At 72.3% G+C, this 26099-nt stretch carries 21 protein-coding genes and 1 pseudogene; 7 read left to right on the top strand and 15 right to left on the bottom strand.

What is annotated here, in order from left to right:
* Positions 1–543: 543 nt before the first annotated feature.
* Entirely contained in the window at positions 544–1164 is a 621-nt protein-coding gene (locus ABZ484_RS08550; protein WP_358865138.1) for a lysophospholipid acyltransferase family protein, read from the top strand.
* A gap of 141 nt (positions 1165–1305) precedes the next feature.
* On the opposite strand, the gene ABZ484_RS08545 is transcribed toward ABZ484_RS08550, so the two are convergent.
* From ABZ484_RS08545 to argH, 4 genes are all read right to left on the bottom strand, one after another.
* Complete coding sequence (locus tag ABZ484_RS08545; protein WP_358865137.1) at positions 1306–2829, bottom strand: MFS transporter; 1524 nt, start codon at positions 2827–2829, stop codon at positions 1306–1308.
* On the bottom strand, positions 2826–3374 hold the full coding sequence (locus ABZ484_RS08540; protein WP_358865136.1) for a helix-turn-helix domain-containing protein: 549 nt from the start codon (positions 3372–3374) through the stop codon (positions 2826–2828). The genes ABZ484_RS08545 and ABZ484_RS08540 overlap by 4 nt, the downstream gene beginning before the upstream one ends.
* A 151-nt stretch (positions 3375–3525) precedes the next feature.
* A complete protein-coding gene (locus tag ABZ484_RS08535; protein ID WP_358865135.1) occupies positions 3526–4497 on the bottom strand; it encodes an aldo/keto reductase in 972 nt (323 codons plus the stop codon).
* Between the two features lie 80 nt (positions 4498–4577).
* Positions 4578–6005: an argininosuccinate lyase gene (gene argH / locus ABZ484_RS08530; protein WP_358865134.1), complete on the bottom strand. Its 1428-nt coding sequence runs from the start codon at positions 6003–6005 to the stop codon at positions 4578–4580.
* Between the two features lie 193 nt (positions 6006–6198).
* Between argH and ABZ484_RS08525 the strand changes: the two genes are divergently transcribed.
* Positions 6199–6786: a pyridoxamine 5'-phosphate oxidase family protein gene (locus tag ABZ484_RS08525; RefSeq protein ID WP_358865133.1), complete on the top strand. Its 588-nt coding sequence runs from the start codon at positions 6199–6201 to the stop codon at positions 6784–6786.
* A gap of 37 nt (positions 6787–6823) precedes the next feature.
* On the opposite strand, the gene ABZ484_RS08520 is transcribed toward ABZ484_RS08525, so the two are convergent.
* Both ABZ484_RS08520 and ABZ484_RS08515 read right to left on the bottom strand, forming a co-directional pair.
* Positions 6824–8356: a HAMP domain-containing sensor histidine kinase gene (locus ABZ484_RS08520; RefSeq protein WP_358865132.1), complete on the bottom strand. Its 1533-nt coding sequence runs from the start codon at positions 8354–8356 to the stop codon at positions 6824–6826.
* Complete coding sequence (locus tag ABZ484_RS08515; RefSeq protein WP_358865131.1) at positions 8353–9102, bottom strand: response regulator transcription factor; 750 nt, start codon at positions 9100–9102, stop codon at positions 8353–8355. The genes ABZ484_RS08520 and ABZ484_RS08515 overlap by 4 nt, the downstream gene beginning before the upstream one ends.
* A 152-nt stretch (positions 9103–9254) precedes the next feature.
* On the opposite strand from ABZ484_RS08515, the gene ABZ484_RS08510 reads away from it, so the two are divergent.
* From ABZ484_RS08510 to ABZ484_RS08490, 5 genes and pseudogenes are all read left to right on the top strand, one after another.
* Complete coding sequence (locus ABZ484_RS08510; RefSeq protein ID WP_358865130.1) at positions 9255–10607, top strand: ferric reductase-like transmembrane domain-containing protein; 1353 nt, start codon at positions 9255–9257, stop codon at positions 10605–10607.
* Between the two features lie 7 nt (positions 10608–10614).
* Positions 10615–11133 (top strand): FMN-binding protein, encoded by a 519-nt coding sequence (locus ABZ484_RS08505; RefSeq protein WP_358865129.1) that lies wholly within the window; start codon positions 10615–10617, stop codon positions 11131–11133.
* Positions 11134–11194: 61 nt separating this feature from the next.
* A complete protein-coding gene (locus tag ABZ484_RS08500; RefSeq protein ID WP_358865128.1) occupies positions 11195–12577 on the top strand; it encodes a ferredoxin reductase family protein in 1383 nt (460 codons plus the stop codon).
* Positions 12578–12604: 27 nt separating this feature from the next.
* Positions 12605–13075: pseudogene (locus ABZ484_RS08495) on the top strand (FMN-binding protein); the annotation flags it as partial.
* A 1-nt stretch (position 13076) separates the two neighbouring features.
* Positions 13077–13877: an FAD:protein FMN transferase gene (locus tag ABZ484_RS08490; RefSeq protein ID WP_358865127.1), complete on the top strand. Its 801-nt coding sequence runs from the start codon at positions 13077–13079 to the stop codon at positions 13875–13877.
* Between the two features lie 233 nt (positions 13878–14110).
* On the opposite strand, the gene ABZ484_RS08485 is transcribed toward ABZ484_RS08490, so the two are convergent.
* From ABZ484_RS08485 to ABZ484_RS08445, 9 genes are all read right to left on the bottom strand, one after another.
* A complete protein-coding gene (locus ABZ484_RS08485) occupies positions 14111–14662 on the bottom strand; it encodes an arginine repressor (protein ID WP_030166281.1) in 552 nt (183 codons plus the stop codon).
* Positions 14663–14669: 7 nt separating this feature from the next.
* Complete coding sequence (locus tag ABZ484_RS08480; protein WP_358865126.1) at positions 14670–15866, bottom strand: acetylornithine transaminase; 1197 nt, start codon at positions 15864–15866, stop codon at positions 14670–14672.
* A complete protein-coding gene (gene argB, locus ABZ484_RS08475) occupies positions 15863–16762 on the bottom strand; it encodes an acetylglutamate kinase (RefSeq protein WP_358865125.1) in 900 nt (299 codons plus the stop codon). Before argB ends, ABZ484_RS08480 begins: the two co-directional genes overlap by 4 nt.
* Positions 16759–17910 (bottom strand): bifunctional glutamate N-acetyltransferase/amino-acid acetyltransferase ArgJ, encoded by a 1152-nt coding sequence (gene argJ, locus ABZ484_RS08470; protein ID WP_358865124.1) that lies wholly within the window; start codon positions 17908–17910, stop codon positions 16759–16761. The genes argB and argJ overlap by 4 nt, the downstream gene beginning before the upstream one ends.
* Positions 17907–18935: an N-acetyl-gamma-glutamyl-phosphate reductase gene (argC, locus tag ABZ484_RS08465; protein WP_358865123.1), complete on the bottom strand. Its 1029-nt coding sequence runs from the start codon at positions 18933–18935 to the stop codon at positions 17907–17909. Before argC ends, argJ begins: the two co-directional genes overlap by 4 nt.
* A 56-nt stretch (positions 18936–18991) precedes the next feature.
* On the bottom strand, positions 18992–19414 hold the full coding sequence (locus ABZ484_RS08460; RefSeq protein ID WP_358865122.1) for a GtrA family protein: 423 nt from the start codon (positions 19412–19414) through the stop codon (positions 18992–18994).
* Positions 19414–20364 (bottom strand): glycosyltransferase family 2 protein, encoded by a 951-nt coding sequence (locus ABZ484_RS08455; RefSeq protein WP_358865121.1) that lies wholly within the window; start codon positions 20362–20364, stop codon positions 19414–19416. The genes ABZ484_RS08460 and ABZ484_RS08455 overlap by 1 nt, the downstream gene beginning before the upstream one ends.
* Before the next feature lie 24 nt (positions 20365–20388).
* On the bottom strand, positions 20389–23268 hold the full coding sequence (locus ABZ484_RS08450) for a YfhO family protein (RefSeq protein ID WP_358865120.1): 2880 nt from the start codon (positions 23266–23268) through the stop codon (positions 20389–20391).
* Between the two features lie 248 nt (positions 23269–23516).
* Complete coding sequence (locus ABZ484_RS08445; RefSeq protein WP_358865119.1) at positions 23517–26003, bottom strand: alpha-L-arabinofuranosidase C-terminal domain-containing protein; 2487 nt, start codon at positions 26001–26003, stop codon at positions 23517–23519.
* Positions 26004–26099 lie beyond the last annotated feature (96 nt).

Here is a 26099-nt window from a genome sequence, read left to right as displayed (position 1 = left end):
GCGTGGCGCGCCGATGGTAGGGGGGCACGGATGACTTGCGGGAGACCCCGTACCGAACACCGGGGTGACGCGGGATGTCGTCTGGGGCACGGTCCGGGAGCGGACCGGGGGCCTGCCGGCGGCGGTCCGGGGGGTGGCCCCCGGCGGCGGTCCGGGGGGCGGCCTCGGTGGCGGGCCAGGGGCGCCCCGGCGGCGGTCCGGGGGCGGGCCGGGGGTGGACCCGGCAGCGGGCCCGCGGCGGTCCGGAACGTGCCGACGGCGGGCCGGGGGCGGGCCGGAACGCGCCGGCGGCGGGCCGGGACGCGAACTCCGTCACACCGCCACACACCCGTTACCGGGAGGCAACGTGCCCGCTCCGCAGGTGAACGTACGTCAACAGGGCGTAAGACCCGGTGAGCCCGATGTGCAATCCGGACCGCGCCGCGAGTATCGTCCTCACCTGCACAGACTCATACAGCTTCCCCAGACAATCCCTTGACACCGGAGGGCCCGTTGTCCCGCTTCGCGCTCATCAAGGCAGTGCTCGGTCCGATCATGCGCCTGATGTTCCGCCCACAGGTGGAGGGCGCGGAGCGCATCCCCGGCGACGGCCCGGTCATCCTGGCCGGCAACCATCTGACGTTCATCGACTCGATGATCCTGCCGCTGGTCTGCGACCGCCAGGTCTTCTTCATCGGCAAGGACGAGTACGTCACCGGCAAGGGACTCAAGGGCCGGCTGATGGCCTGGTTCTTCACCGGCGTCGGCATGATCCCGGTCGACCGCGACGGCGGCAAGGGCGGTGTCGCGGCGCTGATGACCGGCCGCCGGATCCTGGAGGAGGGCAGGATCTTCGGCATCTACCCCGAGGGCACCCGCTCCCCCGACGGCCGCCTGTACCGGGGGCGCACCGGCATCGCGCGGCTGACGCTGATGACCGGCGCGCCCGTGGTCCCCTTCGCCATGATCGGCACGGACAAGATCCAGCCCGGCGGCGCGGGAATCCCGCGGCCGAGCCGGGTCACGGTCCGCTTCGGTGAGCCCATGGAGTTCTCGCGGTACGATGGCATGGACCGCGACCGCTATGTGCTGCGGGCGGTGACCGACTCGGTGATGACCGAGGTGATGCGGCTGTCGGGGCAGGAGTACGTGGACATGTACGCCACCAAGGCGAAGGCGGCGTGAGCCTCCGGCGGTTGGGCGGGGTTGCGCCGTAGGGGTTCGGCCCCTTCCCCGAGTGCGAGTCCGTTCGGGTTGCTCGCGCCCACGCGGCGGAGCCGCATAGATACAGCCCCCCGCCCCTGGGTTGCTCACCTCGCCCTCACCTCACCCCGCGTCTTCCAGTTTCTGTCCCTTCAGCAGGACCCACGCCGCTGCCGCCGCTCCCAGCAGGACCGCCGCACCCGCGCCCGAGGCCAGGTGGAGGCCGTGGACGAAGGCGTCGCGGGCGGCCGAGAGCAGTTCCTGCGCGGTGTGTGCGGGCAGGTTCGCCGCCCCCTCCACCGCGCCACCCAGTGACTCGTGGGCCTGGGGCGGCGTGCCGGCCGGGCCCGAAAAGCCGCGGTAGGCGGCGGTGACGATGGAGCCGAGCAGGGCGATGCCCAGGGCCGCGCCGAGTTCGTACGCCGTCTCGGAGACCGCCGAGGCGGCGCCCGCCTGCTCCTTGGGCACACTGGAGAGGATCACGTCGGCGGTGACCGTGAACGAGAAGCCGGCGCCCACGCCGACCACCAGCAGGGCCGCACCCAGCAGCGGGTAGCCCGTCGTGGCGTCCAGCGTCGTCAGCGCGGCCAGCGCCAGGCCGACGGCGGCCAGACCGCCCGAGACGACGGCCCGTACCGAGAACCGCCGGGCGGCCCGGCCGGCCACCAGACCGGCCGCCACCGCGCCCACGGCCGCGGGGACTTCGGCCAGGCCCGCCTCGAACGGCCGCCTGCCCTGCACCAGTTGCAGGTACTGGGAGAGGAAGAAGACCAGGCCGGACATGCCGAGGACGGTCAGCAGATCGGCGAGGACCGCGCCGCTGAAGCCGCGATTGCGAAAGAGCCGGATGTCCAGCAGCGGTGCGGGCAGGGTGAGCTGCCGGCGGACGAAGCCGTACAGCGCGGCCGCGCCCACCACTCCCGCGCCGAGGACCGCCGGGGTGAACCCGTGCGCGGCGGCCTCCTTCACGGCGTAGACGATGCCGATCATGCCGACCAGGGACAGCAGGACGCCGGCCAGGTCCCACGGGCCCGGGTCCGGGTTGCGGGACTCGGGCAGCAGGCGGACGCCGACGAGGACGAGGACCGCCATCACCGGCAGGTTGATCAGGAAGACCGAGCCCCACCAGAAGTGTTCGAGGAGGAATCCGCCGGCGATCGGGCCGACGGCCGTACCGGCGGAGGCGGTCGCGCCCCAGATGCCGACCGCGAGGCTACGCTCGCGCGGGTCGTGGAAGAGGTTGCGGATCAGGGCGAGCGTGGCGGGCATCAGCGTGGCGCCCGCGACGCCGAGCAGCGCCCGGGCGATGATCATCAGCTCCGGGGTGGTCGCGTAGGCGTTGAGCACGGAGATCGCGCCGAACGACGTGGCGCCGCCGAGCAGGACGCGCTTGCGGCCGACGCGGTCGCCGAGGCTGCCCATGGAGACGAGCAGACCGGCGATGACGAACGAGTAGACGTCGCCTATCCACAGCAGCTGGGTGCCGGAGGGCTCGAGGTCCTCGCTGATGTAGGGGGTCGCCAGGCCGAGGACGGTCGCGTCGACGGCCACCAGCAGCACGGCGAGCACGAGGACGGCCAGCGCGAGCCACCGGCCCGGCCGCTGCTCCGTCTCCGTCGCGGCCGCCGGCCGCAGGGTGCTGGTCATGATTCCTCTCTTCGCAGAGCACCGCCGAGCAGCAGCTCGACGATCATGTGGGTGAAGTCCTTGGGGGCGACCCGGCCGTCCTGCGCGGCCCAGGCACAGGAGGCGATCAGCCCGTAGAGCGCCTCGGTGAGCCAGACCGGGCTGAGATCGATGCGGAACTCGCCGCTCTGCTGACCGCGCACGAACACGGTGCCGATCCGCGCGTCGATCCGGGACCATCCGGGGTCCGCCTCGGTCTCCCAGAGCTGGTTCTCCCCGTACAGGAAGGCGAGCAGCCCGGCCGCGGGCCGGATCTCGCGCACCAGTCTGCGCACCGCGTCGCTCGCCGGCCCTTCGTCCAGCCGGGCCCTGGTCAGCGCGGCCTCGCACTCGGCGATGCCGAGCGCCTCCAGCGCCCGGACGAGTGCGTCGCGGCCCGCGAAGTGGCGGTGCAGTGTGGCCCGGCTGATCCCGGCGGCCTTGGCGACCTCGTCCATGGTCGCGGTGGACTTGCGGGTCAGCAGGGCGGCTGCGCTGCGCAGTACGTGCTCACGGTCGAGGGCCATGAGACGAGCATAGCCCATGTGAGACATTCATGTCTCATCACGGGCGCGGGCGTCTCATGGCCGCCGGTCGGTGAGGTGGTTCCGGCTGCCGGTCACACCGGTCGATGAGGTGGTCCCGGCTGCCGGTCACACCGGTCGGTGAGGTGGTCCGTCAGTGCCAGGGCAGCTGTCCGCGGTGCTCCCAGTAGGCGCGCGGGTCCTCGACGAGCGCGGCGAGGCGGGTCAGCCGGTCCGCGTCGAGGTCGACGACGGCCGCGTGGAGGTTGGAGGCGAGCTGGGTGACGGTCGCGGCGCCGGAGAGGACGACGCCGGCCCAGGGCTGACGCAGGATCAGGGCGAGGGCCACGGCGTCGCAGCCGAGCCCGGTCTCGGCGGCCACGGCCTTCAGCGCGTCCGGGGCGTGGGGCTCGGCGAGCCTGCCGTTGGCCATGCCCTCCTTGACGATCACCGTCAGCCCGGCGTCGTGGGCCTCGGCGAGGGCGGGGCCCGCCGAGGTCTCCAGGGCGTTGTACGTCGACTGCACGGTACGGAAGAGGGGCTCGCCGTCGACGGTCACCTGGAGCGCGGCGCGGACGGTGTCGGCCTGGGCGGGACCGCTGGTGGAGAAGCCGATGGTCACCCCGGAGGCGGCCGCCTCGGCGAGCCTGGCGTGGAGTTCCTTGTCGGTAAGGGCCGGGCTGTCCGGGGTCAGCGAGTGGATCTGGTAGAGGTCGAGCCGGTCGCCGAGCAGTTCGGCGGTCTCGGCGCGCTGCCGCTCGTAGGCGGCGATGCTGTGGTCCTTGACCTCGTGCCGCTCGGCGTCGGTGGTCCAGCCGGCGGTGTAGGCGTAGCCCCACTTGCTGCCGATCACGACGTCGTCGATCTCGGGGTGGGCGCGCAGCCAGTCGGCGAGGAACTCCTCGGAGCGGCCGTAGGAGCGGGCGGCGTCGAAGTAGCGGACGCCCTGTGCGTAGGCCGCCTGGAGCAGTTCGTGGGTGCGCTCGCGCAGGGCGTCGACGGTGCGGTCGGCCGGGAGGTCGCCGTCGCGGCCGAGGTTGATGTATCCGGGGCGCCCGACGGCGGCGAGGCCCAGGCCGAAGTGGCAGGTGGGAGTCGTGGCTGCGGCCAGTCGGGCGAAGGGCATCGCGGGCTCCGTTCGGTCGGCTCCTTACGGCTCAGACCAACGTAACCCGCGATGTCCCGGTGGCAACGGCAACCGAGGTGCTACTTCCTGGCGTTCGCCCACTGGTGCTGCGCGGCGACGTCCGCCTTCACCTCGGCGAGTTGGACGGCGACCGCGCTCGGGGCGGTGCCGCCGCGTCCGCTGCGGGAGGCGAGGGCGCCGGGGACGTTCAGGACGGTGCGCACCTCGGGGGTCAGGCGGTCGGAGATCTTCGCGAACTGCTCGTCGGTCAGCTCGTCCAGTTCCTTGCCCTCGGCCTCGGCCACCTTCACGCACTCGCCGGCCACCTCGTGCGCCACCCGGAACGGCACACCCTGCTTGACCAGCCACTCGGCGATGTCGGTGGCGAGCGAGAAGCCGGCCGGGGCCAGTTCCTCCATGCGCTCGCGGTGCACGGTGAGCGTCGCCATCATCCCGGTGAAGGCCGGGAGGAGGATCTCCAGCTGGTCGATGGAGTCGAAGACCGGCTCCTTGTCCTCCTGGAGGTCGCGGTTGTACGCCAGCGGGAGGGCCTTCAGCGTCGCCATGAGGCCCGTCAGGTTGCCGATCAGACGGCCCGACTTGCCGCGCGCCAGCTCGGCGATGTCCGGGTTCTTCTTCTGCGGCATGATCGACGAGCCGGTGGAGAACGCGTCGTGCAGGGTCACGAAGGAGAACTCCTTCGTGTTCCAGATGATGACCTCCTCGGCGATCCGGGAGAGGTTCACGCCGATCATCGCGGTGATGAAGGCGAACTCGGCGACGAAGTCACGGGAGGCCGTGCCGTCGATGGAGTTCGCGGCGCTGCCGTGCTCGAAGCCGAGGTCCCGCGCCACCGCCTCCGGGTCCAGGCCCAGGGAGGAGCCCGCCAGGGCGCCCGAGCCGTACGGCGACACCGCCGTGCGCTCGTCCCACTGGCGCAGCCGCTCGGCGTCCCGGGACAGGGACTGCACATGGGCGAGGACGTGGTGGGCGAAGAGCACCGGCTGGGCGTGCTGGAGGTGGGTGCGGCCGGGCATCGCCACGTCGGGGTGGGCCTCGGCGAGGCCGATCAGCGCGTCCTGGAGGTCGGCGATCAGGCCGCCGACGATCCGGGCGTGGTCGCGCAGGTACATGCGGAACAGGGTCGCCACCTGGTCGTTGCGCGAGCGGCCGGCGCGCAGCTTGCCGCCGAGGTCCGGGCCGAGGCGCTCCAGCAGGCCGCGCTCGAGCGCGGTGTGGACGTCCTCGTCGGCGATCGTGCCGGTGAAGGAGCCGTCGGCGACGTCCGCCTCCAGCTGGTCGAGCCCGGCGATCATGCGCTGAAGCTCGTCCTCGCCGAGGAGGCCCGCCTTGTGCAGCACGCGTGCGTGGGCGCGTGAGCCGGCGATGTCGTAGGGCGCGAGCCGCCAGTCGAAGTGGACGGACGCGGACAGCTTCGCCAGGGCCTCGGCGGGACCGTCGGCGAAACGGCCGCCCCAGAGCCGTACGTCACCGCTGTTGCTGCTCACTTGCGCTGCTCCTAGGGAAGAGGGCCGATTTCGCGAGGTTGTCCTCACAGTGCTTCCTTGATGCATGATTATGCAGACCTCTGCATGACTCGTCAATTGACGCCGCCTGCGCCACCCGCGCCACCTCTGGTCGCCGAAGCGCACACCCGAATTCCTTAGACAGCCGAAAGAAGTGCCCCGATAATCGTCAGACATGGGAAAGACCTATGAGCGCATAGACGGCAGGCTGCGCACGTTCATCGAGGAGCAGCCCCTCTTCTTCACCGCGACCGCCCCGCTGTCGGGCGACGGCACGGTCAACCTCTCGCCCAAGGGCCTCAAGGGCTGCTTCGCGGTCCTCGACGAGCACACCGTGGCCTATCTGGACTTCGCCGGATCCAACGCGGAGACCATCGCCCACCTGCGGGAGAACGGCAGGATCACCCTCATGTGGTGCGCCTTCCAGGGGCCGCCCAACATCGTGCGCGTGCACGGCCGGGGCGAGCCGGTCTTCCGCGACGATGCGCGCTTCCCGGAACTCCTCACCCGCTTCCCCGACATCGACCCCACCACGCACGGGCTGCGTGCCGTGATCGTCGTCCGCGCCGAACTGATCCGGGACACCTGCGGGTACGCGGTCCCGTTCATGGCCTACGAGGAGGACCGCGATCTGCACGGCAGGCGGTTCGCCCGCGAGGACGACGCCTCGCTGAGCGAGTACTTCACCGGGAAGGAGCACATCGCCACCAGCCTGGACGGGCTGCCGGGGCTGCCGTTGCCGCTGCCCCCGTCGCCGGCCTGAGCGGCGAGCTCGGCCGTCGAAGGTCTGAGCCGCGTGCTCAGCCGGTGCCGCCGCCCACCGCGTCGGCCGGCAGCCGCACCGTGAACGTCGTCGAGCCCGTGCGGCTCTCCAGCCCCACGCTTCCGCCGTGGGCCTCGGTCACCGCTGCCACGATCGACAGACCGAGGCCCGCTCCGGCTCCGGCGCCGGCCGAGGGGTCGGTGCGGCGGCGGTCGGCGCGGGTGAAGCGGTCGAAGACGCCCGGGCGGATCTCCTCCGGGACGCCGGGGCCGTCGTCGTGGACGGACAGGGCCGCCGTGGCGGCGTCGGCCTCCAGGGTGACCGTCACCTTCGTGCCCTCCGGGGTGTGCAGACGGGCGTTGGCCAGCAGGTTGGCCAGGACCTGCTGGAGCCGGTGGGCGTCGCCGGTCACCGTCACCGGCTCCTCCGGCAGGTCCAGCGCCCAGCCGTGCCCGGGTCCCACGGCCCGGGCGTCGGTCACCGCGTCCAGGACCAGGCGGGTGAGGTCGACCGGGCGGCGTTCCAGGGGGCGCCCGGCGTCCAGCCGGGCCAGGAGCAGCATCTCGTCGACCATCTCGCCCATGCGCGCGGACTCGGCGGCGATGCGTTCCAGGGCGCGCGACACCTCGGGCGGCACCGGGCCGGGGTGCAGCAGGGCGAGTTCGGCGTGGCCGCGCACCGAGGCCACCGGGGTGCGCAGCTCGTGGCTGGCGTCGGCGGCGAAGCCGCGCAGCCGCTCCTCGCTCGCGTGCCGTTTGGTGAGCGCGTCCTCGACATGGTGGAGCATCCGGTCGAAGGCGGTGGAGACCCGGCCCACCTCGCTGTGCGGGTCCGCCTCGGGCGCCCGGGGCGGCAGCGCCACCTCGCCGCTGGCCAGCGGCAGCTCGCTGACCCGGGTGGCGGTGGCCGCGACCCGGCTCAGCGGCCGCAGCGACCAGCGCACCCACAGGGCGCCCGCGACTCCGGCCGCCGCCAGCGCGAGCCCGAAGACACCCCCGGCGACCAGTTCCAGCCGGTGGACCGTGGCCCGTACCGGCTCCATCGGCAACCCGGTGACCAGCACGTCGCCGTCCCGTCCCGGCCAGGCCGCCAGCCGGTAGTCGCCCAGCGCCGACAGGCGCACGGTGTGGCCGTGGCGGTCCACCGGCAGCGCGGCCAGGGTCTCGCGGTCGGCGGCGGTGAGGGGGACGGCGAAGCCGGGGTGGGAACGGGAGGGGACGACCGCCGCGTTGGTCACCGAGCCGTCCAGCAGCCGGGCGCCGAACGTCTCTGCGGCCTGCCGGCGGGTGTCGCCGTGTTCGTCGCCGTCGTGGTCGGAGGGCTTGCCCGTGACGGTGCCGGCGTCGGTGCCGTGCTCCAGGCTCTGCGCGAAGCTCGGCCCGGTCTGCTCCAGTTGCTGGTCGAGCCGGCCGATGAGGAAGCCGTTCAGCTCGACGACCGCGGCCACGCCGACGGCGGCGCAGCCGGCGGCGAGCAGCACCACCAGGCCGAAGGTGAGCCGGGCCCGCAGCGTCCGCGGCCGGGGCAGCCGCCCCGCCCGCCGTGCTACCCGGGCGAGCCGCGCCCTCACCGGACGGCCGGCTTCAGCACGTAGCCCGCCCCACGCACCGTGTGGATCATGGGCTCGCGTCCCGCGTCCACCTTCTTGCGCAGGTAGGAGATGTACAGCTCCACGACGTGGGCCCGGCCGCCGAAGTCGTAGGACCAGACCCGGTCCAGGATCTGCGCCTTGCTGAGCACCCTGCGGGGGTTGCGCATCAGGAAGCGCAGCAGCTCGTACTCGGTCGGGGAGAGCTCGATCAGCTCCCCGGCCCGGGTGACCTCGCGCGCGTCCTCGTCCATGACCAGGTCGCCCACGGTCAGCCGGGGGCCGTCGTCCGGCTGCCGGGCCATCCCGGCGCGGCGCAGCAGCCCGCGCAGCCGGGCGACCACCTCCTCCAGGCTGAACGGCTTGGTCACGTAGTCGTCGCCGCCCGCGGTGATCCCGGCGATGCGGTCCTCCACGGCGTCCCGCGCCGTGAGGAAGAGCACGCAGACGTCCGGGCGTACGGCGTGCAGGTCCCGCAGCACGGCGAAGCCGTCGGTGTCCGGCAGCATCACGTCGAGCACGACGGCGTCGGGCCGCAGCTCACGGGCGCGGGCGACGGCGGTGGCGCCGTCACCGGCGGCTTCGACCTCCCAGCCCTGGTAGCGCAGGGCTCCGCAGAGCACCTCGGCGAGGTCGGGGTCGTCGTCGACGACCAGGACCCGGACAGAGGTGCCGTCGGGGCGGGTGAGCCGGGGAAGGCCGGGAGGGGCCGGGCGGGATGCGTTCATGGCCCTTCCAGCATCGCCGGTCGCCCGGCGGGGCGTTGCGTGAGGTGCCTCTGAGTTTTCTGTGAGTGACGGCCGAGCCCCCGTGCTCAGAGCTCTCTCAGAGGTTCGGCCCGCACAGTGGCGTCCTGGACCGGTGAAAGGACGTACGACAGATGACCACGGTGTACGAGCGACGGGCCGCACCGCCCGTCCCGGTGCTGCCCCGGCGCTCCCCGGCGGCTGCCGTGCCCGCGCTGCTGTGGGCCGGGGCCGCCGCGGTGGTCGGCCTGTGGTGGCACGGCACCCCCTCCGTCGTCGGCTCGGCGGGCGTGCTGACCGGCGCGGGACGCATCGCGGGGCTGCTGTGCGGATACGCCTGCGCGGTCCTCGTCGGGCTGATGGCCCGGGTGCCGCCGCTGGAGCGGAGGGTCGGCTCGGACCGGGTGGCCCGCTGGCACGCGATGGCCGGCCGGTACACGGTCTGCCTGCTGGTCGCGCACGCGGCGCTGATCGTTCTCGGTTATGCCGCCCAGGACCGGGCCTCGGTCCGGCACGAGGCGCTCTCGATCGTCCTGGGCTACCCGGAGATGCTGAAGGCCACCTTCGGCACGGTGATCCTCTTCGCCGTGGGCGTCACCTCGGCGCGCGCGGTCCGGCGCCGCACCAGTCACGAGTTCTGGTACTACGTGCACCTGCTCACCTACGCCGCCGTCTTCCTGGCCTTCGGGCACCAGTTGGCGCTGGGCGACCAGTTCAACGGCCACACCGTGGCCACGGCCGCCTGGTACGTGCTCTACCTCGGCGTCGCGGCTCTCGTGCTCTGGTTCCGGGTCCTGGCGCCGGTGCGGCTCAACCTGCGGCACCGGCTGCGGGTCGAGTCGGTGCACCCGGAGGCGCCCGGGGTGTACTCGGTGGTCGTGCGCGGCCACCGGCTGGACGAACTCGGCGCCCGGCCGGGGCAGTTCTTCCGCTGGCGGTTCCTCGCCGAGGGCATGGGGTGGACCTCCACGCCGTACTCCCTGTCGGCGCCGCCCCGCCCGGACCGCTTGCGCATCACCGTGAAGGCGCTCGGCGACCACAGCGCGGCCGTGCCACTGCTGCGGCCCGGCACCCGGGTGTGGGCGGAGGGCCCGTACGGCTCGCTGACCGCCGACCGGCGCACCGCGCACAAGTCGCTGCTGATCGCCGGCGGTGTCGGCATCACCCCGCTGCGGGCGCTGTTCGAGACGCTTCCCGGCGAGGTCACCCTGCTGTACCGGGCGCGCACGGCCCAGGACCTCGCCCTGGGCGGCGAACTGGAGGCGATCGCGCGGTGGCGCGGAGCCCGGGTGCTGTACGCGCTCAACGGCCCGGACGGGGAGCGCCCCGCCATCACCGTCGCGTCCCTGCGGGCGTCCGTCGCCGACCTGTCCGGGCACGACGTGTACCTCTGCGGTCCGCACGCCTTCGCGCAGGGCCTGTACGAGGTGCTGCGCGCCGCCGGAGTGCCGGACCGGCGCATCCACCACGAGTCCTTCGAGCTGTGAGGCCCCGTTGCACCCGTTGAAGAAGAACCGTCCGCTGCGCCGTGTCGTCCTGGCGAGCGCCGCCACCGTCTCCGGGCTGGTGATGCTGCTGTCGCTGAAGCCGCACACCCCGCCGGAGATCGCCGCGGCGCCCGCCCCGGCCGCGTCCGCCGGGGCCGGTGCCTCCGCGGGCTCCGGGAGCGGGTCCGGGAGCGGGTCCGGGAGCGGGTCCAGCGGCGGGTCCAGCGGCGGGTCCGGCAGCTCCAGCGGCACGAAGACCGTCACCGGCGAGACGGCACAGACCCGCTGGGGCCCGGTCCAGGTGCGGATCACGCTGAAGAACGGCCGGATCAGCGACGTGACCGCCGTCTCCTACCCCACGGACAACCCGCGGGACCAGGAGATCAACAGCTACGCCCTCCCCGAGCTGAGGCGGGAGGCCCTGGCCGCGCAGAGCGCGGACATCGACTCGGTCTCGGGAGCGACGTACACGAGCGACGGTTACCGCCGGTCGCTCCAGTCGGCTCTGGACTCCGCCGGGCTGTGAACACTCGGCACACGTGACACGTATGTGTGGGCGGCCAAGGGTCGAATCCCACGGAGGAACCGTGACCACCACGCTCGCAGGAGGCCGCGCCGCCCGGCGCCAGACGATGCGCCGCATCCGGCCGCGCCGCTCCCCCGCCGTCGTGCTGCTGCTGGCCGTCGGGGCGGGCGCGGCGGGCGTCGTCTGGCTGTGGTGGATGAACACCCCCTCCATCGCCGACACGAACGGGAAGATCCTGAACGCGGGGCGCATCACCGGCCTGCTCGCCGGCTACCTCATGGCGCTGGTCGTGCTCCAGATGGCGCGGGTGCCCGCCCTGGAGCGGCGGGTGGGCTCCGACCGGGTCGCCCGCTGGCACGCGATGAGCGGCCGGTACATGCTCTGCCTCGTCCTCGCGCACGTGTTCCTGACCATGTGGGGCTACGCGCTCCAGGCGGGCAGGTCGCTCGGCGACATCGTCCGGCAGACGACCGACTCGGTCGAGCAGCTGCCCGACATGGGCAAGGCGGCCATCGGCACCGGGCTGCTGCTGGTCATCGGGCTGGTCTCCGTCGGCCCGGTGCGCCGCCGGATGCCGTACGACACCTGGTACCACGTGCACCTTTTCACGTACGCGGCGGTGTTCCTGACGTTCTGGCACCAGATCACCACCGGTAACGACTTCGCCGTCGAACCGGTCGCCAAGACCTTCTGGTACGGGCTGTACGGTGCGGTGAGCGCGCTGGTCGTCTGGTACCGGGTCCTCACCCCGATCCGGCTGAACACCAAGCACCGGATGCGGGTCGAGGCGGTCGTCGAGGAGACCCCGGGAATCGTGTCGGTGCTGATCGGGGGCCGGAAGCTGCACCGGATGGGCGCGGAGGCCGGGCAGTTCTTCCGGTGGCGGTTCCTGGCGCCCGGCATGCGGTTCAGCTCCCACCCGTACTCGCTGTCGGCGGCGCCCCGCCCGGACCTGCTGCGCATCACCGTCAAGGCGATCGGCGACCACAGTGCCCGGCTGCGCGAACTCGAGCCCGGCACCCGGGTGTGGGCGGAGGGCCCGTACGGCGCGCTGACCGCGGCCCGGCGCAGCCGCGGCAAGGTGCTGCTGGTGGCGGGCGGTGTCGGCATCACTCCGATGCGGGCGCTGTTCGAGACGCTGCCCGGCGCGGCCGGTGACATCACCCTCCTCTACCGGGCCAACAGCACCCAGGACCTGGCCCTGTGGGGCGAGCTGGCGAAGATCGCCGACGAACGCGGCGCCCGGCTGATGTACGCGGTCAACAGCCCCGACGGCGAACGCCCCGACATCTCCGCCGAGTCCCTGCGGCGGAAGATCGCCGACATCGACCGCCACGACGTCTTCATGTGCGGCCCGCCCGGTTTCGCGCAGTCGGTGTACGAGGCACTGCGCGGCGCGGGGGTCCCCGCGCGCCGCATCCATCACGAGTCGTTCGAGATGTAGCGACGGGACGTCAGGAGCTCATAAGCGATGAGGAAGAGCCACCCCGTTCGGCGCGCGGTGCTCGCCGGCGCCGCCACCGTGTCCGGGATCGTGCTGCTGCTGTCGCTGAAGCCGGCCTCCGACCCGGCCTCCGCCTCGGCCGCCGGCGCGGCACCGCAGCAGACGGCGGCGGCACAGCCGTCGGCGGCCGCGCAGGAGTCGCCGCAAGGCGGCAGCGGCGCGCAGCGCACGGGCACCCGGACCGTCACCGGGGACGCGGCCCAGACGCAGTACGGCGCCGTCCAGGTCCGGCTGACGGTCAGCGACGGCAAGATCGTCAAGGCGGAGGCGGTGCAGGCGCCCAAGGGGGGTCTCAGCGACCAGAAGACCGCCATGGCGGTCCCGAAGCTCAACCAGGAGGCGGTCGCCGCGCAGAGCGCGGACATCGACGCGGTGTCCGGGGCGACCTACACCAGCGGCGGCTATCTGAAGTCGCTGCAGTCGGCTCTGGACCAGGTCCATGGGTGAGGCCGTGGCGGAGCCGGTGAACGCTCCCGCCGCGGTGCGTCACACGGAGGAGGTCATGGGGACGGTCTTCTCCTTCGACGTCCGCGGCGGGGAACCCGAGTCGGTCGGCGCGGCGCTGCGCGAGGCGGTCGCCGGGCTGCACCGGGCCGACAGGCGGTTCAGCACGTATCGCGAGGACAGCCAGGTCTCGCGGCTGGCCCGCGGTGAACTCACCGTGGAGGACTGCGATCCGGAGGTCGCCGAGGTGCTGGAGCTGGGCGCCGAGGCCGAGCGGGTCAGCGAGGGCTGGTTCAGCCTGCGCTACCGGGGGCGGCTGGATCCGACCGGCATCGTCAAGGGCTGGGCGGCCGAACGGGCGGCCCGGCGGATCGCGGCGGCGGGGGCGAGCGGGGTCAGCGTGAACGGCGGCGGGGACGTGCAGCTGCTGGGCTCCCCGGAGGCGCACCGGGCGTGGCGGGTGGGGGTGTCGGATCCGCTGCGCACGGGGGGTCTGGCGGCGGTGATCTCGGCGGCCGGCGCGCAGGAGCTGGCGGTGGCCACGTCCGGGACGGCCGAGCGGGGCGCCCATATCGTCGATCCGCGCACCGGCCGCTCGGCGGTGACCGACCTGGTGTCGGTCACCGTGGTCGCGCCACGGCTGACCTGGGCGGACTGCTGGGCGACGGCCGCGTTCGCGATGGGCTCGCGGGAGGGGCTGGCCTGGTTGCAGGCGCTGCCGGAGGTGGAGGCGCTGCTGATCACGGCGGGGGACGAGGTGCGGTGCACGGACGGGTTGGGCGGCTGGCTGGGGTGACGCACGCCCGCGGGCCCCGTGCGTGCGTCGGCCTGTCGCGCCGTCGTGCTGCGGGGTGGGTGGGGCGCTCACCGCGCGTGCGGGGTGCCTCCCCCAGAGGGGGTACCCCCAGCGCCCACCCGTGCCGCCTGGGGGCACCTCCCAGGCGTCAAGCACTGGGGGAGGCACGACTGCCCGCAGTTGGGTCGGCGCGACTGGCCACAGCTGGGTCGGCGCGATTGCCCGCAGCTCGGCTAGTGGCCGTTCTGGGCCAGGCGGAGCAAGTGGTCGGCCAGGGCCTGGCCGCCGGTCGGGTTGCGGCTGATGAGGAGCAGGGTGTCGTCGCCGGCGATGGTGCCCAGGATGTCGTGGAGCTCGGCCTGGTCGATCGCCGAGGCGAGGAACTGCGCCGCACCGGGAGGGGTGCGCAGGACGACGAGGTTGGCGGAGGCCTCCGCGGAGATCAGCAGCTCCTGGGAGAGCCGCCGCATCCGCTCCTCCTTCGCCGACTCCCCCAGCGGCGCGCGCGGCGTGCGGAAACCGCCCTCGCTGGGCACCGCGTAGATGAGGTCGCCGTCCGTGTTGCGGATCTTCACCGCGTTCAGCTCGTCCAGGTCCCTGGACAGGGTCGCCTGGGTGACGCTCAGCCCGTCGTCGGCGAGGAGCTTCGCCAACTGGCTCTGCGAGCGCACCGGTTGCCGGTTGAGGATGTCCACGATCCGGCGGTGGCGTGCGGTGCGGGTCTGCGGGACGGCGGGACCGGTGGCCCCGGCGTCGGCGTACCCGTTGTCCTGTGCCTGACTCATCGTCGTCTCATTCTCCGGATCGTCCGTCCCCGTCGGCCACGTCCAGGACGCCGGGCAGCGCCCGGAGGAAGGCGTCCGCCTCGTCGTCGCGGAGGTTCAGCGGCGGCATCAGCCGTACGACGTCCGGGGCGGGCGCGTTCACCAGGAACCCGGCCTCCTGGGCCGCCTGCTGCACCTGTGGCGCGTGCGGCCCGGTGAGCACGATACCCAGCAGCAGGCCGGCGCCCCGGACGCGGGAGACCAGCGGGTGGCCCAGGGACTCGATGCCGCCCCGCAGCTTCTCGCTCTGCCGCTTGACGTTCTCCAGCAGCCCCTCGTCCGCGATGGTGTCCAGGACGGCGAGCCCGGCGGCGCAGGCGACCGGGTTGCCGCCGAAGGTGGTGCCGTGGTGCCCGGGGTGGAGCAGTTCGGCGGCCCGGCCGAAGGCCACGGTGGCGCCGAGCGGCAGGCCGCCGCCCAGTTGCTTGGCGAGGGTGACGACATCGGGGAGCACGCCCTCGTGGGCCTGGTACTCGAACCAGGTCCCGGTGCGGCCGATGCCGGTCTGCACCTCGTCAAGGACCAGCAGGGCGCCGGTGGCGGCGGTGATCGCCCGGGCGGCCTTCAGATAGCCGGCCGGGGGCACCACCACCCCGTTCTCGCCCTGGACGGGCTCGATGATCACCAGGGCCGTCTCCTCGGTGACCGCGGCGGCGAGCGCTTGGGCGTCGCCGTACGGCACGTGGGTGACGTCGCCGGGCAGCGGCCGGAAGGGGTCCTGCTTGGCGGACTGGCCGGTGAGCGCGAGGGCGCCCATGGTGCGGCCGTGGAAGCCTCCGGTGGTGGCGACCATGTGCGTGCGCCCGGTGAGCCGGCCGATCTTGAAGGCGGCCTCGTTGGCCTCGGCGCCGGAGTTGCAGAAGAAGACCCGGCCCTCCCGGCCGAAGAGCGTCAGCAGCCGTTCGGCGAGGGCGACGGTGGGCTCGGCCATGAAGAAGTTGGAGATGTGGCCGAGCCTGCCGATCTGCCGGCTCACCGCCTCGACGATCGCCGGGTGGGCGTGACCGAGGGCGTTGGTGGCGATGCCGCCGACGAAGTCGTGGTACTCCCGGCCCTCGGCGTCCCACACCTTGACGCCCTCGCCGCGCACCAGCGGCATGCGCGGCGTGCCGTAGTTGTTCATGAGCGCGCCCTGCCACCGCGCGGTCAGCTCCTGGTTGCTCATGACTCCCCCTGTTCGTCCGGCACGACCATGGTGCCGATGCCCTCGTCGGTGAAGATCTCCAGCAGGATCGAGTGCTGGACCCGGCCGTCGATGACGCGGGCGGTGTGCACACCGTTGCGCACGGCGTGCAGACAGCCCTCCATCTTCGGCACCATGCCGGAGGACAGCTCCGGCAGCAGTTTCTCCAGTTGGGACGCGGTGAGGCGGCTGATCACCTCGTCGGAGTGCGGCCAGTCCTCGTAGAGGCCCTCGACGTCGGTGAGGACCATGAGGGTCTCGGCGCCCAGTGCCGCAGCGAGTGCCGCAGCCGCCGTATCAGCATTGACGTTGTAGACATGTCCGTCGTCCTGACTGCGGGCGATGGAGGAGACGACCGGGATGCGGCCGTCGGCGAGCAGCGCCTCGATGGCGCCCGTGTCGATGTCGGTGATCTCGCCCACCCGCCCGATGTCGACCGGCTCGCCGTCGATCTCCGGGGTGTGCTTGGTGGCGGTGATGGTGTGCGCGTCCTCGCCGGTGAGGCCGACGGCGAGCGGGCCGTGCTGGTTGAGCAGCCCGACCAGCTCGCGCTGCACCTGCCCGGCCAGCACCATCCGTACGACGTCCATGGCGTCCTCGGTGGTGACCCTGAGGCCCGCCTTGAACTCGCTGACGATGCCGTGCTTGTCGAGGGCGGCGCTGATCTGCGGGCCGCCGCCGTGGACCACGACCGGCTTGAGGCCGGCGTGCCGCAGGAAGACGACGTCCTGGGCGAAGGCGGACTTCAGTTCCTCGTTCACCATGGCGTTGCCGCCGAACTTGATGACGACGATCTTGCCGTGGTGCCGGGTCAGCCAGGGCAGCGCCTCGATGAGGATCTGGGCCTTCGGCAGGGCCGTGTGCTTGCGAGTGCTCATGAGGAGTAGGCGCTGTTCTCGTGGACGTAGTCGGCGGTCAGGTCGTTGGTCCAGATCGTCGCGGTCTCGGAGCCCGCGGCCAGGTCGGCGACGATGTGGACCTCGCGGTAGCGCATGTCGACCTTCTCGCGGTCCTCGCCGACGGAGCCGTTCTTGCAGACCCAGACGCCGTTGATGGCGACGTTCAGCCGGTCCGGCTCGAAGACGGCCCCGGTGGTGCCGATGGCCGAGAGGACGCGGCCCCAGTTGGGGTCCTCGCCGTGGATGGCGCACTTGAGGAGGTTGTTGCGGGCGATGGAGCGGCCCACCTCCACGGCGTCCTCCTCGCTCGCCGCGTTGATCACCTCGACCTTGATGTCCTTGGAGGCGCCCTCGGCGTCGCCGATGAGCTGCCGGCCGAGGTCGGCGCACACCTGGCGGACCGCCTCGGCGAACTCCTTGTACTCCGGGGTGATGCCGGAGGAGCCGGAGGAGAGCAGCAGCACGGTGTCGTTGGTGGACATGCAGCCGTCGGAGTCGACACGGTCGAAGGTGACCTTGGTGGCCGCGCGCAGGGCCCGGTCCAGGGTCTGGCCGTCGAGGTCGGCGTCGGTGGTGAGGACGACCAGCATGGTGGCCAGGCCCGGAGCGAGCATGCCCGCGCCCTTGGCCATGCCGCCGACGGTCCAGCCGTCCTTGGTGACCACGGACGTCTTGTGGACGGTGTCGGTGGTCTTGATGGCGATGGCGGCCTTCTCACCGCCGTGCTCGGAGAGCTGGGCGGCGGCCGTCCCGACGCCCGGCAGCAGCTTGTCCATCGGCAGCAGCACGCCGATCAGGCCGGTGGAGCAGACGGCGACCTCGATGGCACCCCGGCCGAGGACCTCCGCGGCCTTCTCGGCGGTGGCGTGGGTGTCCTGGAAGCCCTTGGGGCCGGTGCAGGCGTTGGCGCCGCCGGAGTTGAGCACCACGGCCGACACCTGGCCGCCCTTCATGACCTGCTCGGACCACAGCACCGGCGCGGCCTTGACGCGGTTGGAGGTGAAGACGCCCGCGGCGGCGCGACGGGGCCCGTTGTTGACCACGAGGGCCAGGTCCGGGTTGCCGTTCTCCTTGATCCCGGCGGCGATGCCCGCCGCCGTGAATCCCTTGGCTGCCGTGACGCTCACGGTGCGACTCCGATCGTGGAAAGTCCGGTGCTCTCGTCGAGCCCGAGGGCGATGTTCATGCTCTGCACGGCGCCGCCCGCGGTGCCCTTGGTCAGGTTGTCGAGGGCGCTGATCGCGATGACGCGGTGCGCGGCGGGGTCGTACGCCACCTGGATCTGGACGGCGTTGGAGCCGTACACGGAGGCGGTGGCGGGCCACTGGCCCTCCGGGAGGAGGTGGACGAAGGGCTCGTCGGCGTAGGCCTTCTCGTAGGCGGCGCGCACGGACTCGGCGGTGACGCCGTCGCGGGCCTTGGCGCTGCAGGTGGCGAGGATGCCGCGGGGCATCGGCGCGAGGGTGGGCGTGAAGGAGACGGTGACCGGCTCGCCCGCCGCCGCTCTGAGGTTCTGGATCATCTCGGGGGTGTGCCGGTGGCCGCCGCCGACGCCGTACGGCGACATGGAGCCCATGACCTCGGAGCCGAGCAGGTGGGGCTTGAGCGCCTTGCCCGCGCCGGAGGTGCCGGAGGCGGCGACGATCACGGCCTCGTTCTCGACGAGGGAGGCGGCGTAGGCCGGGACGAGGGCCAGGGAGGCGGCGGTGGGGTAGCAACCGGGCACCGCGATGCGCTTGGACCCCTCCAGCGCAGCGCGGCCACCCGGAAGTTCGGGGAGGCCGTAGGGCCAGGTGCCGGCGTGCGGGGAGCCGTAGAACCGCTCCCAGTCGGCCGCATCCTTCAGCCGGAAGTCGGCGGCCATGTCGATGACCAGGACGTCGGGGCCGAGCTGCTCGGCGACGGCCGCGGACTGGCCGTGCGGCAGCGCGAGGAAGACGACGTCGTGCCCGGCGAGTGCCTCGGGGGTGGTCTCGGCGAGCACCCGGTCGGCCAGCGGCAGCAGGTGCGGCTGGAGCGCGCCGAGCCGCCGGCCGGCGTTGGAGTTGCCGGTCAGGGCGCCGATCTCGACCTCGGGGTGCGCCAGCAGCAGACGCAGCGCTTCTCCGCCCGCGTATCCGCTCGCTCCGGCGACCGCCACACGTACAGCCATGGACCCTCCTCATCGATGGCATGACTATACGTATCGCTGCACGTTTATGCAATCTGCTATGCGATCTCCTCTGCGATCTCCGCCGCGGGGTCGGCCTTGGGCAGCATGATCCAGCGGGAGACCACGAAGGTCACCGGGATCGCGGCCGCGGAGGCGAGCAGGGGGGCGAACCGGCTGCCGGCGTGCAGCACGTCGACGATCACGTACACACCGGCCGTGGTGATCACGAAATTGGCGGCGTTCGTCAGCGGGAACAACAGGAATTTCCGCCAGGTCGGCCGGGTCCGGTAGGTGAATCGCGCGTTCAGGAAGAAGGAACCGGTCATGCTGAGCAGGAATGCGAGAACGTGCGCCAGGAGGTAGGGCAAACGCATGAGGAACAACAGGTAAAGACCGTAGTACGTGCCGGTGTTCACGACGCCGACCATGGCGAAGGTGGCGATCTGTCTCGGCATCGTGCGGGTCATGACAGTGGTCATCAGCGAATGAGGTCTTTCGTCCGTTCCACGTTGGTCGCCTTCACCAGGAAGTGCGGGCGTCCCTTGACCTCGTAGTAGATCCGGCCGGTGTACTCCCCGATGACGCCCAGCATCACCATCTGCACCCCCGCGAGCGCGGTGACTGCCGTGATGATGGTGACATAACCGGGGGTCTCCACGCCGTTGACGAGCGCGGCGCCCACGATCCACGCCGTGTAGAGCCCGGCACACGTCAGCAGGGCCATGCCGAGGTGGAGGGCGGCGCGCAGCGGCCTGTTGTTGAACGACAGCAGCCCGTCGAGCCCGTAGTTGAGCAGGGACTTCAGGGTCCAGGAGCTGCGGCCGTGCTCGCGCACCGCGTTCTCGTACTCGAAGGTCGTACTGGGGAACCCGACCCACGCGAACAGGCCCTTGGAGAAGCGGTTGTACTCGGTCAGGGCCAGCACCGCGTCCACCACGCGCCGCGACAGCAGCCGGAAGTCGCCCACGCCGTCGACGAGTTCGACGTCGACGAGCCGGTTGACCAGCCGGTAGTACAGACGGGCGGTGAGGGTGCGGGTGAACCGGTCGCCGCGCCTGCTGCGCCGAGCGAGGACCTGGTCGTAGCCCTGGCCGCGCAGCTCGACCATGCGTCCGATCAGCTCCGGCGGGTGCTGGAGGTCGGCGTCCATGACCACCACCGAGTCGCCGGAGGCGTGCCGCAGGCCGGCGAGCAGGGCGGCCTCCTTGCCGAAGTTGCGGCTGAAGGAGACATAGCGGACGCGCGGGTCGCGGTCGGCGAGCTGTTCCAGGAGGGTGAGCGTCCGGTCGCGGCTGCCGTCGTCGACGTAGACGAACTCCATGTCGTGGCCGAGCGGCAGCAGGTCGTCGGCGACCTTCTGCACGGCGGCGTGGAAGCGTTCGATGACGTCTTCCTCGTTGTAGCAGGGGGCGACGATCGAGATGAGCATGGTTCTTCTCTCCGGGGGGCGCGGTCAGAGGGCGCTGGTGGTGCGCTCGCGCGGTCGTGTGGTGGTGCGGAGCGCGGGGCGGTGTGGGGCCCGCCGTCCGCGGACGGCGGTGACGGTGCCGAGCAGGACGAGGGTCAGAAGCGAGACGCCCCCGACGGCCGCGCCCAGCCGCAGGCCGGGCGGGTGGAAGGTGCAGGTCACGCTGGTCGCGGAGCCGTCCAGGGGGACGGCGATCAGGCCGTAGTACGTCTCGGCGGGTGCGGCCGGGGCGCCGCCCGCGGCGCACCGCCAGCCGGCGATCCGGGGGGCGGCGAGGACGGCGGTGCCCTTGCTGCCGGCCGGGAGCCGGGCCCGTACGGTGCCGCCGTCGACGGTCACCTCGGTGGCGCCGGTGGTCTTGAGCCGCTGGACGGCGGTGTGCAGCCGCTCGGTGTCCAGGCAGCCGACCGCGCCGTCCGGGACACTGCCGGCCCGGGTGGGCGACAGCTCGATCCGTACCCGGCCGGACGGCGGGGCCGTGCCGAGCCGCTGCATGGCGGCGATCTTGGCGGCGTCGGCGGTGAACCGTCCGGTCGGCGGGTGGGCCGGGGTTTCGGTGAGACGGGCGGTGCCCGAGAAGTGCGGCGCCCAGAGGTAGACCTCGCTCCCGGCCGGGCACTGGGCCCCGATCGTCGGCCGGTGTGCGGCGGCTGCCTTGGTGCGGGGTGCCTCGATCACCGCGCCCGGCCGGTCCCCGGCCGAACGGGCGGGCTGCCCGCCGTCGCCGGTGCGCACGGTCAGCGGGGGGACGGTGTAGACGCGGGTGCCCAGCAGCAGTTCCTGGTTGCGGTAGGGCGACGGTCCGAAGGCCGAGACGCCGGTGCGGGCGGAGGGCGTGGTGGACGGCCGGACGGTGACCAGGGGCGGTACGTCCTGCCGGGACACGGTCACCGGGCCGCGGTCGCGGGGGTTCCACCTCTGGTGCTGGTCCGGCGGGGAGTGCACCCGGGCGCCCACGGCGAAGATCGCGTCGGTGACGGCGTTGTCCAGGCTCTGTACGTTCCGGCCGCGCGAGGTCCAGCCGTCGCCGAGGGCGGTGAGGGTGCGGCTGAGGACGTCGGCGGTGAGGCTGCTGTAGTACTGGGCGCCTTCGCCGCCCACCACCATCGGATCGTTGCCGACGGTCTGCTCCCGGCCGGGGTCGGTGCGGTAGGCGGGCCAGCCGTCGGCCTTGGCTATCGCCTCCGACTGACGCTGCTGCCGGCTCCCCCAGGGCGCGTAGTCGTCCAGGCGGTCCAGCCGCAGCCGGGTGGCCACGGCGGAGGTGGCGGTGGCCTCGCCGAGCTGGGCGCCGACCAGGAGCGCGACGGCGAGCCCGGCGAGCGCGGTGCGGCGGCGCGCGGGCGCACCGCCCGCTGCGGCGCCCGCCTGGGCGGCGCAGCCATCCCCTGTGGCGAGGCCATCCCCTGTGCCGGGGCCTCTCCCTGTGGCGAGGCCATCCCCTGCGCCGGGACCTCTCCCCGTGGCGAGGCCATCCCCTGCGCCGGGACCTCTCCCTGTGGCGAGGCCTTCCCCTGCGGCGGGACCGCCCTCGGCGGCCTGTGCTGTGGGCGCGGCGGGGCCTGCGGGCGCGGCGGGCCGGACGGCTTCCGCGCGGCGCAGCAGGAGCAGTCCGCCGAGCACTCCGGCGGCGGCGACGAGCAGCACCGGCCAGGCGTAGGAGTGCACCAGGCCGCTCCGGCTCGCGGCGGCCGCGATCAGCGCCAGCAGCGCGGCGGAGGCGCCCAGCGCGCGCCGGTCGGGCACGCCGTAGGACAGCGTGTGCCAGGCCGCGATCACCAGCAGCGCGCACAGCACGAACGCCTGCCGGTACGGGCTGCCGTTGGGGGTGGCGAAGGCGTGCCAGGCCAGATGGGTCGGCGTCCACTGCATCGACAGCGTGACGGCGGCCACCAGCAGGCTCCACCCGGCGCGCACCCGTACGGGGGCCGCCCGGTGGAAGGGCAGGGCGAGGGCCAGCAGCAGCGCGGTGGTGCCGACGAAGAGCGCCGGGCTGCCGAATCCGTACGTCGTCGGCAGCAGGCGGGCCAGCAGATCCTGTGGGGCGACCGGCGCGAAGTGTGTGACCCGGCCCGGGTAGGCGTGCTGGGTGCCGAAGTAGACGACCGTGACCAGCGGTGCGGCCAGGCCGACGCCCAGGGCTACGGTGACCGCGGCCCGGCCCGCCGCGGCGAGCGCCGGCCGGCGCGGAAGACCGGAGAGCCACAGCCGGAGCAGCAGGACCAGGCCGGCGCCGAGGGTGGCCATGTACGCGGTGTAGAAGTTGGCGATCCAGGCGAGCGCCACGATCAGCACGCCGAGCAGCCGGTGCCGTCCGGTGAGCGTCCATTCGCCGACCAGGCACAGCAGGGGCAGGGCGATGAGGCCGTCGAGCCACATCGGGTTGTAGGAGGCGTCGGCGAGCGACCAGCCGCACAGGGCGTAGGCGGCGCCCAGCAGCCCCGCCGCCCACCAGCGGCCGGGGCGCAGCCTGAGCAGCAGCCAGGCCATGGCGGCGCCGGCGCACGCCGTCTTCAAGGCGGTGACCACATAGACGGCGAGGTCGATCTCGTCCCTCGGGAACAGGGCGACGAGCAGGGCGAACGGGCTGCTCAGATACGTCCCGAGGTCGGGCAGGAAGCTGGAGCCGAACCCGGACTGCCAGTTGACGAGCAGACCGCCCTCGGCCCGGCCGTGCAGCAGGTCCCACAGGTGGGCGTGGAACGGCACGTACTGGTTGCCGAGGTCGTTGACCGCGCGGGTGCGCGGGCCGAAGGGATAGCTGCGGGCGACGGCGTCGGCCGCGCAGAACGCGGTGACGGTGATGGCCGCGGCGAGCAGCGCGGCGGCCCGTCGCGGTCTGCCGCGCAGGGTTGAGCGATCCATTCTCGGCGGGCCCCCGGGGATTCGTTGCGTGCAGCGCCTCTTGTGGGGACGTCACTCCCTGGGCACTTCCGTCCGACCGATTAGACCCGGGGTATTTCCCCGTGGTTGTGCCCCAGCCGGTGAACGGTGGACGAATGGTGAATGACGAATTCGCGTGGGGAACGTCGAAAGAATGCGGGACGCATTCCGTTCACCGAAGGGAGAACGGAATGCGTCCCGGAAATGATGCGAGGGTTAAGGATTCGGGGCTACTTCTGCTTGATCCGCAGGAAGGTGACGGAGTTCGCCGGGAAGGTGTACGTGAAGCGGGCGGCGACGCCGGTGACGGTGGAGGTGACCGGTGCGACCGGCGTGGCGGTCTCGGTGTTGACGGCGTCGGGCGCGGCGGCCAGCGTGGTCGCCTCGGCCTTGGAGGCGACCCTCGCCCCGCCCAGGTCGATCGCCGTACGGGCGGCCGAGGACTGGGCGTTGACGACCTTGACGATCAGCTCACCGGTCCTCGCGTCCCGGGTGACGACCTGGCGGAACGGCTCGGCGGGCTTGTCGTCGGTGAAGCCGCCCCACTGCTGCCCGTCGAGGTAGAGGGTGACCTGGCGGCCGCGCACCTTGATGTCGATGTCGTAGGCGCGGCCGGTCTCGATGGAGCCCGGCTTGGCGATCAGCGTGGACTTGCCGCCGTCGACGGCCTGCTCGACCGCGGTCTGGGTGTTGTTCCAGCCGCCGAGGTTCCACCAGTAGTAGTTCCCGGTGTCCTTGACGCCGAAGGCGACGAGGAAGCCCTCCTTGCCGGCCTTCTTGGTGGCCTTCACGTGCAGGTCGTAGTCGTGCCAGGCGGGGTCGCCGGCCGAGACCATGGTGTTCTCGGCGGCGGTGTCGCTCTGGACGTAGGCGCCGTCCTGGACGCTCCAGCTGCCGGTGCCGGTGTGGGTCCACTGGGCGGCGCCGCCGGAGAAGTCGTCGCCGAGCAGGGTCGTCCCGTCGGCCGCGGTGACCTTCACGTCGTCGTAGGCGGCGCTGGTCGCCCAGGTGGACAGGCCCACGGCGCCCGTGATGGGCCCGCTGACGGCGGGTGTCGTGGTCGCCGTGCTGGGCACCACGCGGTCGCCGACGTTGTTCATGAACAGCTTCTGGACCTGGTAGTTCGCCGAGCCCCAGGAGGCGTGGTTGTTGAACCAGACCATGTCCGGGCGCCACTGGACGTAGTCCTCGTTGGCGAACAGCGGGGCGTAGGAGGCGAGCTGGACGACGTCCGCGTTGCGCTCCAGGCCGGTCATGTACGCGGCTTCCGCGAGACCGTTCTTGAAGGCGTTGCCCTGGGAGGCGTACTCGCCGAGGAAGACCTTCGGGCCGCCGCGGTCGTAGGAGTCGTAGCGGTCGTTGTTCTGGAGGAACCACTGCGGGCTGTTGTAGTAGTGCTCGTCGACCATGTCGACGCCGGCGTCGCGGTTGAGCTGCCAGGCGGTGTCGAAGGTGGTGCCGCTGTCGTCGGGACCGGAATTGGAGATCACGGTCATGTAGGGGTACTTGGCCTGGATGGCGGCGCGGAACCGGGTGAAGCGGGCGAAGAACTCCTTGGGCAGGTTCTCCTCGTTGCCGACCTCGATGTGGGTGAGGTGGAAGGGCTTGGGGTGGCCCATCCGGGCCCGCAGCCCGCCCCACTCGGAGGTGACCGGGCCGTTGGCGAACTCGACCAGGTCGAGGGTGTCCTGGATGTGCCGCTCGAGCAGGGCGTCGTCGTCGACGGCCTGGTTCTGGCCGCAGCCGGTCACCAGGGCGGGGACGACGGGCAGCGGCATGGCGCCGATGTCCTCGGCGAAGCGGAAGTACTCGTAGTAGCCGAGGCCGTAGGACTGGTTGTAGCCCCAGAAGTCGGCGTTGGTGGCGCGCTGCTCGACCGGGCCGACGGTGTCCTTCCACTGGTAGGAGCGCTTGCGCTGCCAGCCGGAGGCCTCGCTGTAGTCCTGCATGGAGCCGGTGTTGACCAGGCAGCCGCCGGGGAAGCGGACGAAGCCCGGGTGCAGCGCGGCGACCTTCTCGGCGAGGTCCTTGCGCAGGCCGTTCGGCTCGTGCCTGTAGGTGTCGCGGGGGAACAGCGACACCATGTCGAGGGCCGTGGCGGCGTCGGCGGCGACGGTGAGGCGGCCGGTGGTGCTGGTTCGGGTGGCGGTGAAGGTGGCCTTGTACTGGGCCCAGCCGTCCTTCCGCACGGCCACCCGGCGGGCGGTCGCGAGCGTGCCGCCGGAGTCCTGGAGGGTGACGGTGAGCGTGGTGCCGGCGTCGGCGCGGGCCCACACCGAGAAGTCGTACTTCTCGCCCTCCTGGACGGCGATGCCGGTGTTGTAGCCGGAGTTGGTGACCGACGAACCGGCGGCGAGCGAGAGGTAGTCGCGGTTGCGGTCGCCCAGGCGGCCGGAGTCGTTCACCACCTGGGCGGTGCCGTCGACCGTCCACGCGGTCAGCGGGGTGTACGACCGGTTGTCGTCGGTGGAGTACTCGAAGGACCGGTTCTGCACGAGTTCGGCGTACAGGCCGCCGTCGGCGGCGCGGTTGATGTCCTCGAAGAAGACGCCGTACATGGTCCTGCCGATCTCCGGGCCCTTGGCGGCCGGGTCGACGGTGATCGTGTAGTCGGGGGCGTCGGCGGCGTGCGCCGGGGCGGGGAGGGCGGTCGCGCCGAGCAGGAAAGCGCTTGCCGCGAGGCCGAGTCTCAGCCTCGTCCGGATGGTGCGTGACATGGATACTCCGCGGCTCTAGTCGTTCGAAATATCAGACATTGGTCAGCACTTCGAACGCACGATAGGGAAGCGGTATGAGCACGTCAATGGGGCGGG

Origin of the sequence: Streptomyces sp. NPDC006393, from assembly GCF_040628575.1 — a bacterium.
Taxonomy (GTDB): Bacteria; Actinomycetota; Actinomycetes; order Streptomycetales; family Streptomycetaceae; genus Streptomyces.
The sequence above is the reverse complement of the archived record's forward strand: the minus strand, read 5'-3'. Positions and strand labels throughout refer to the sequence as shown.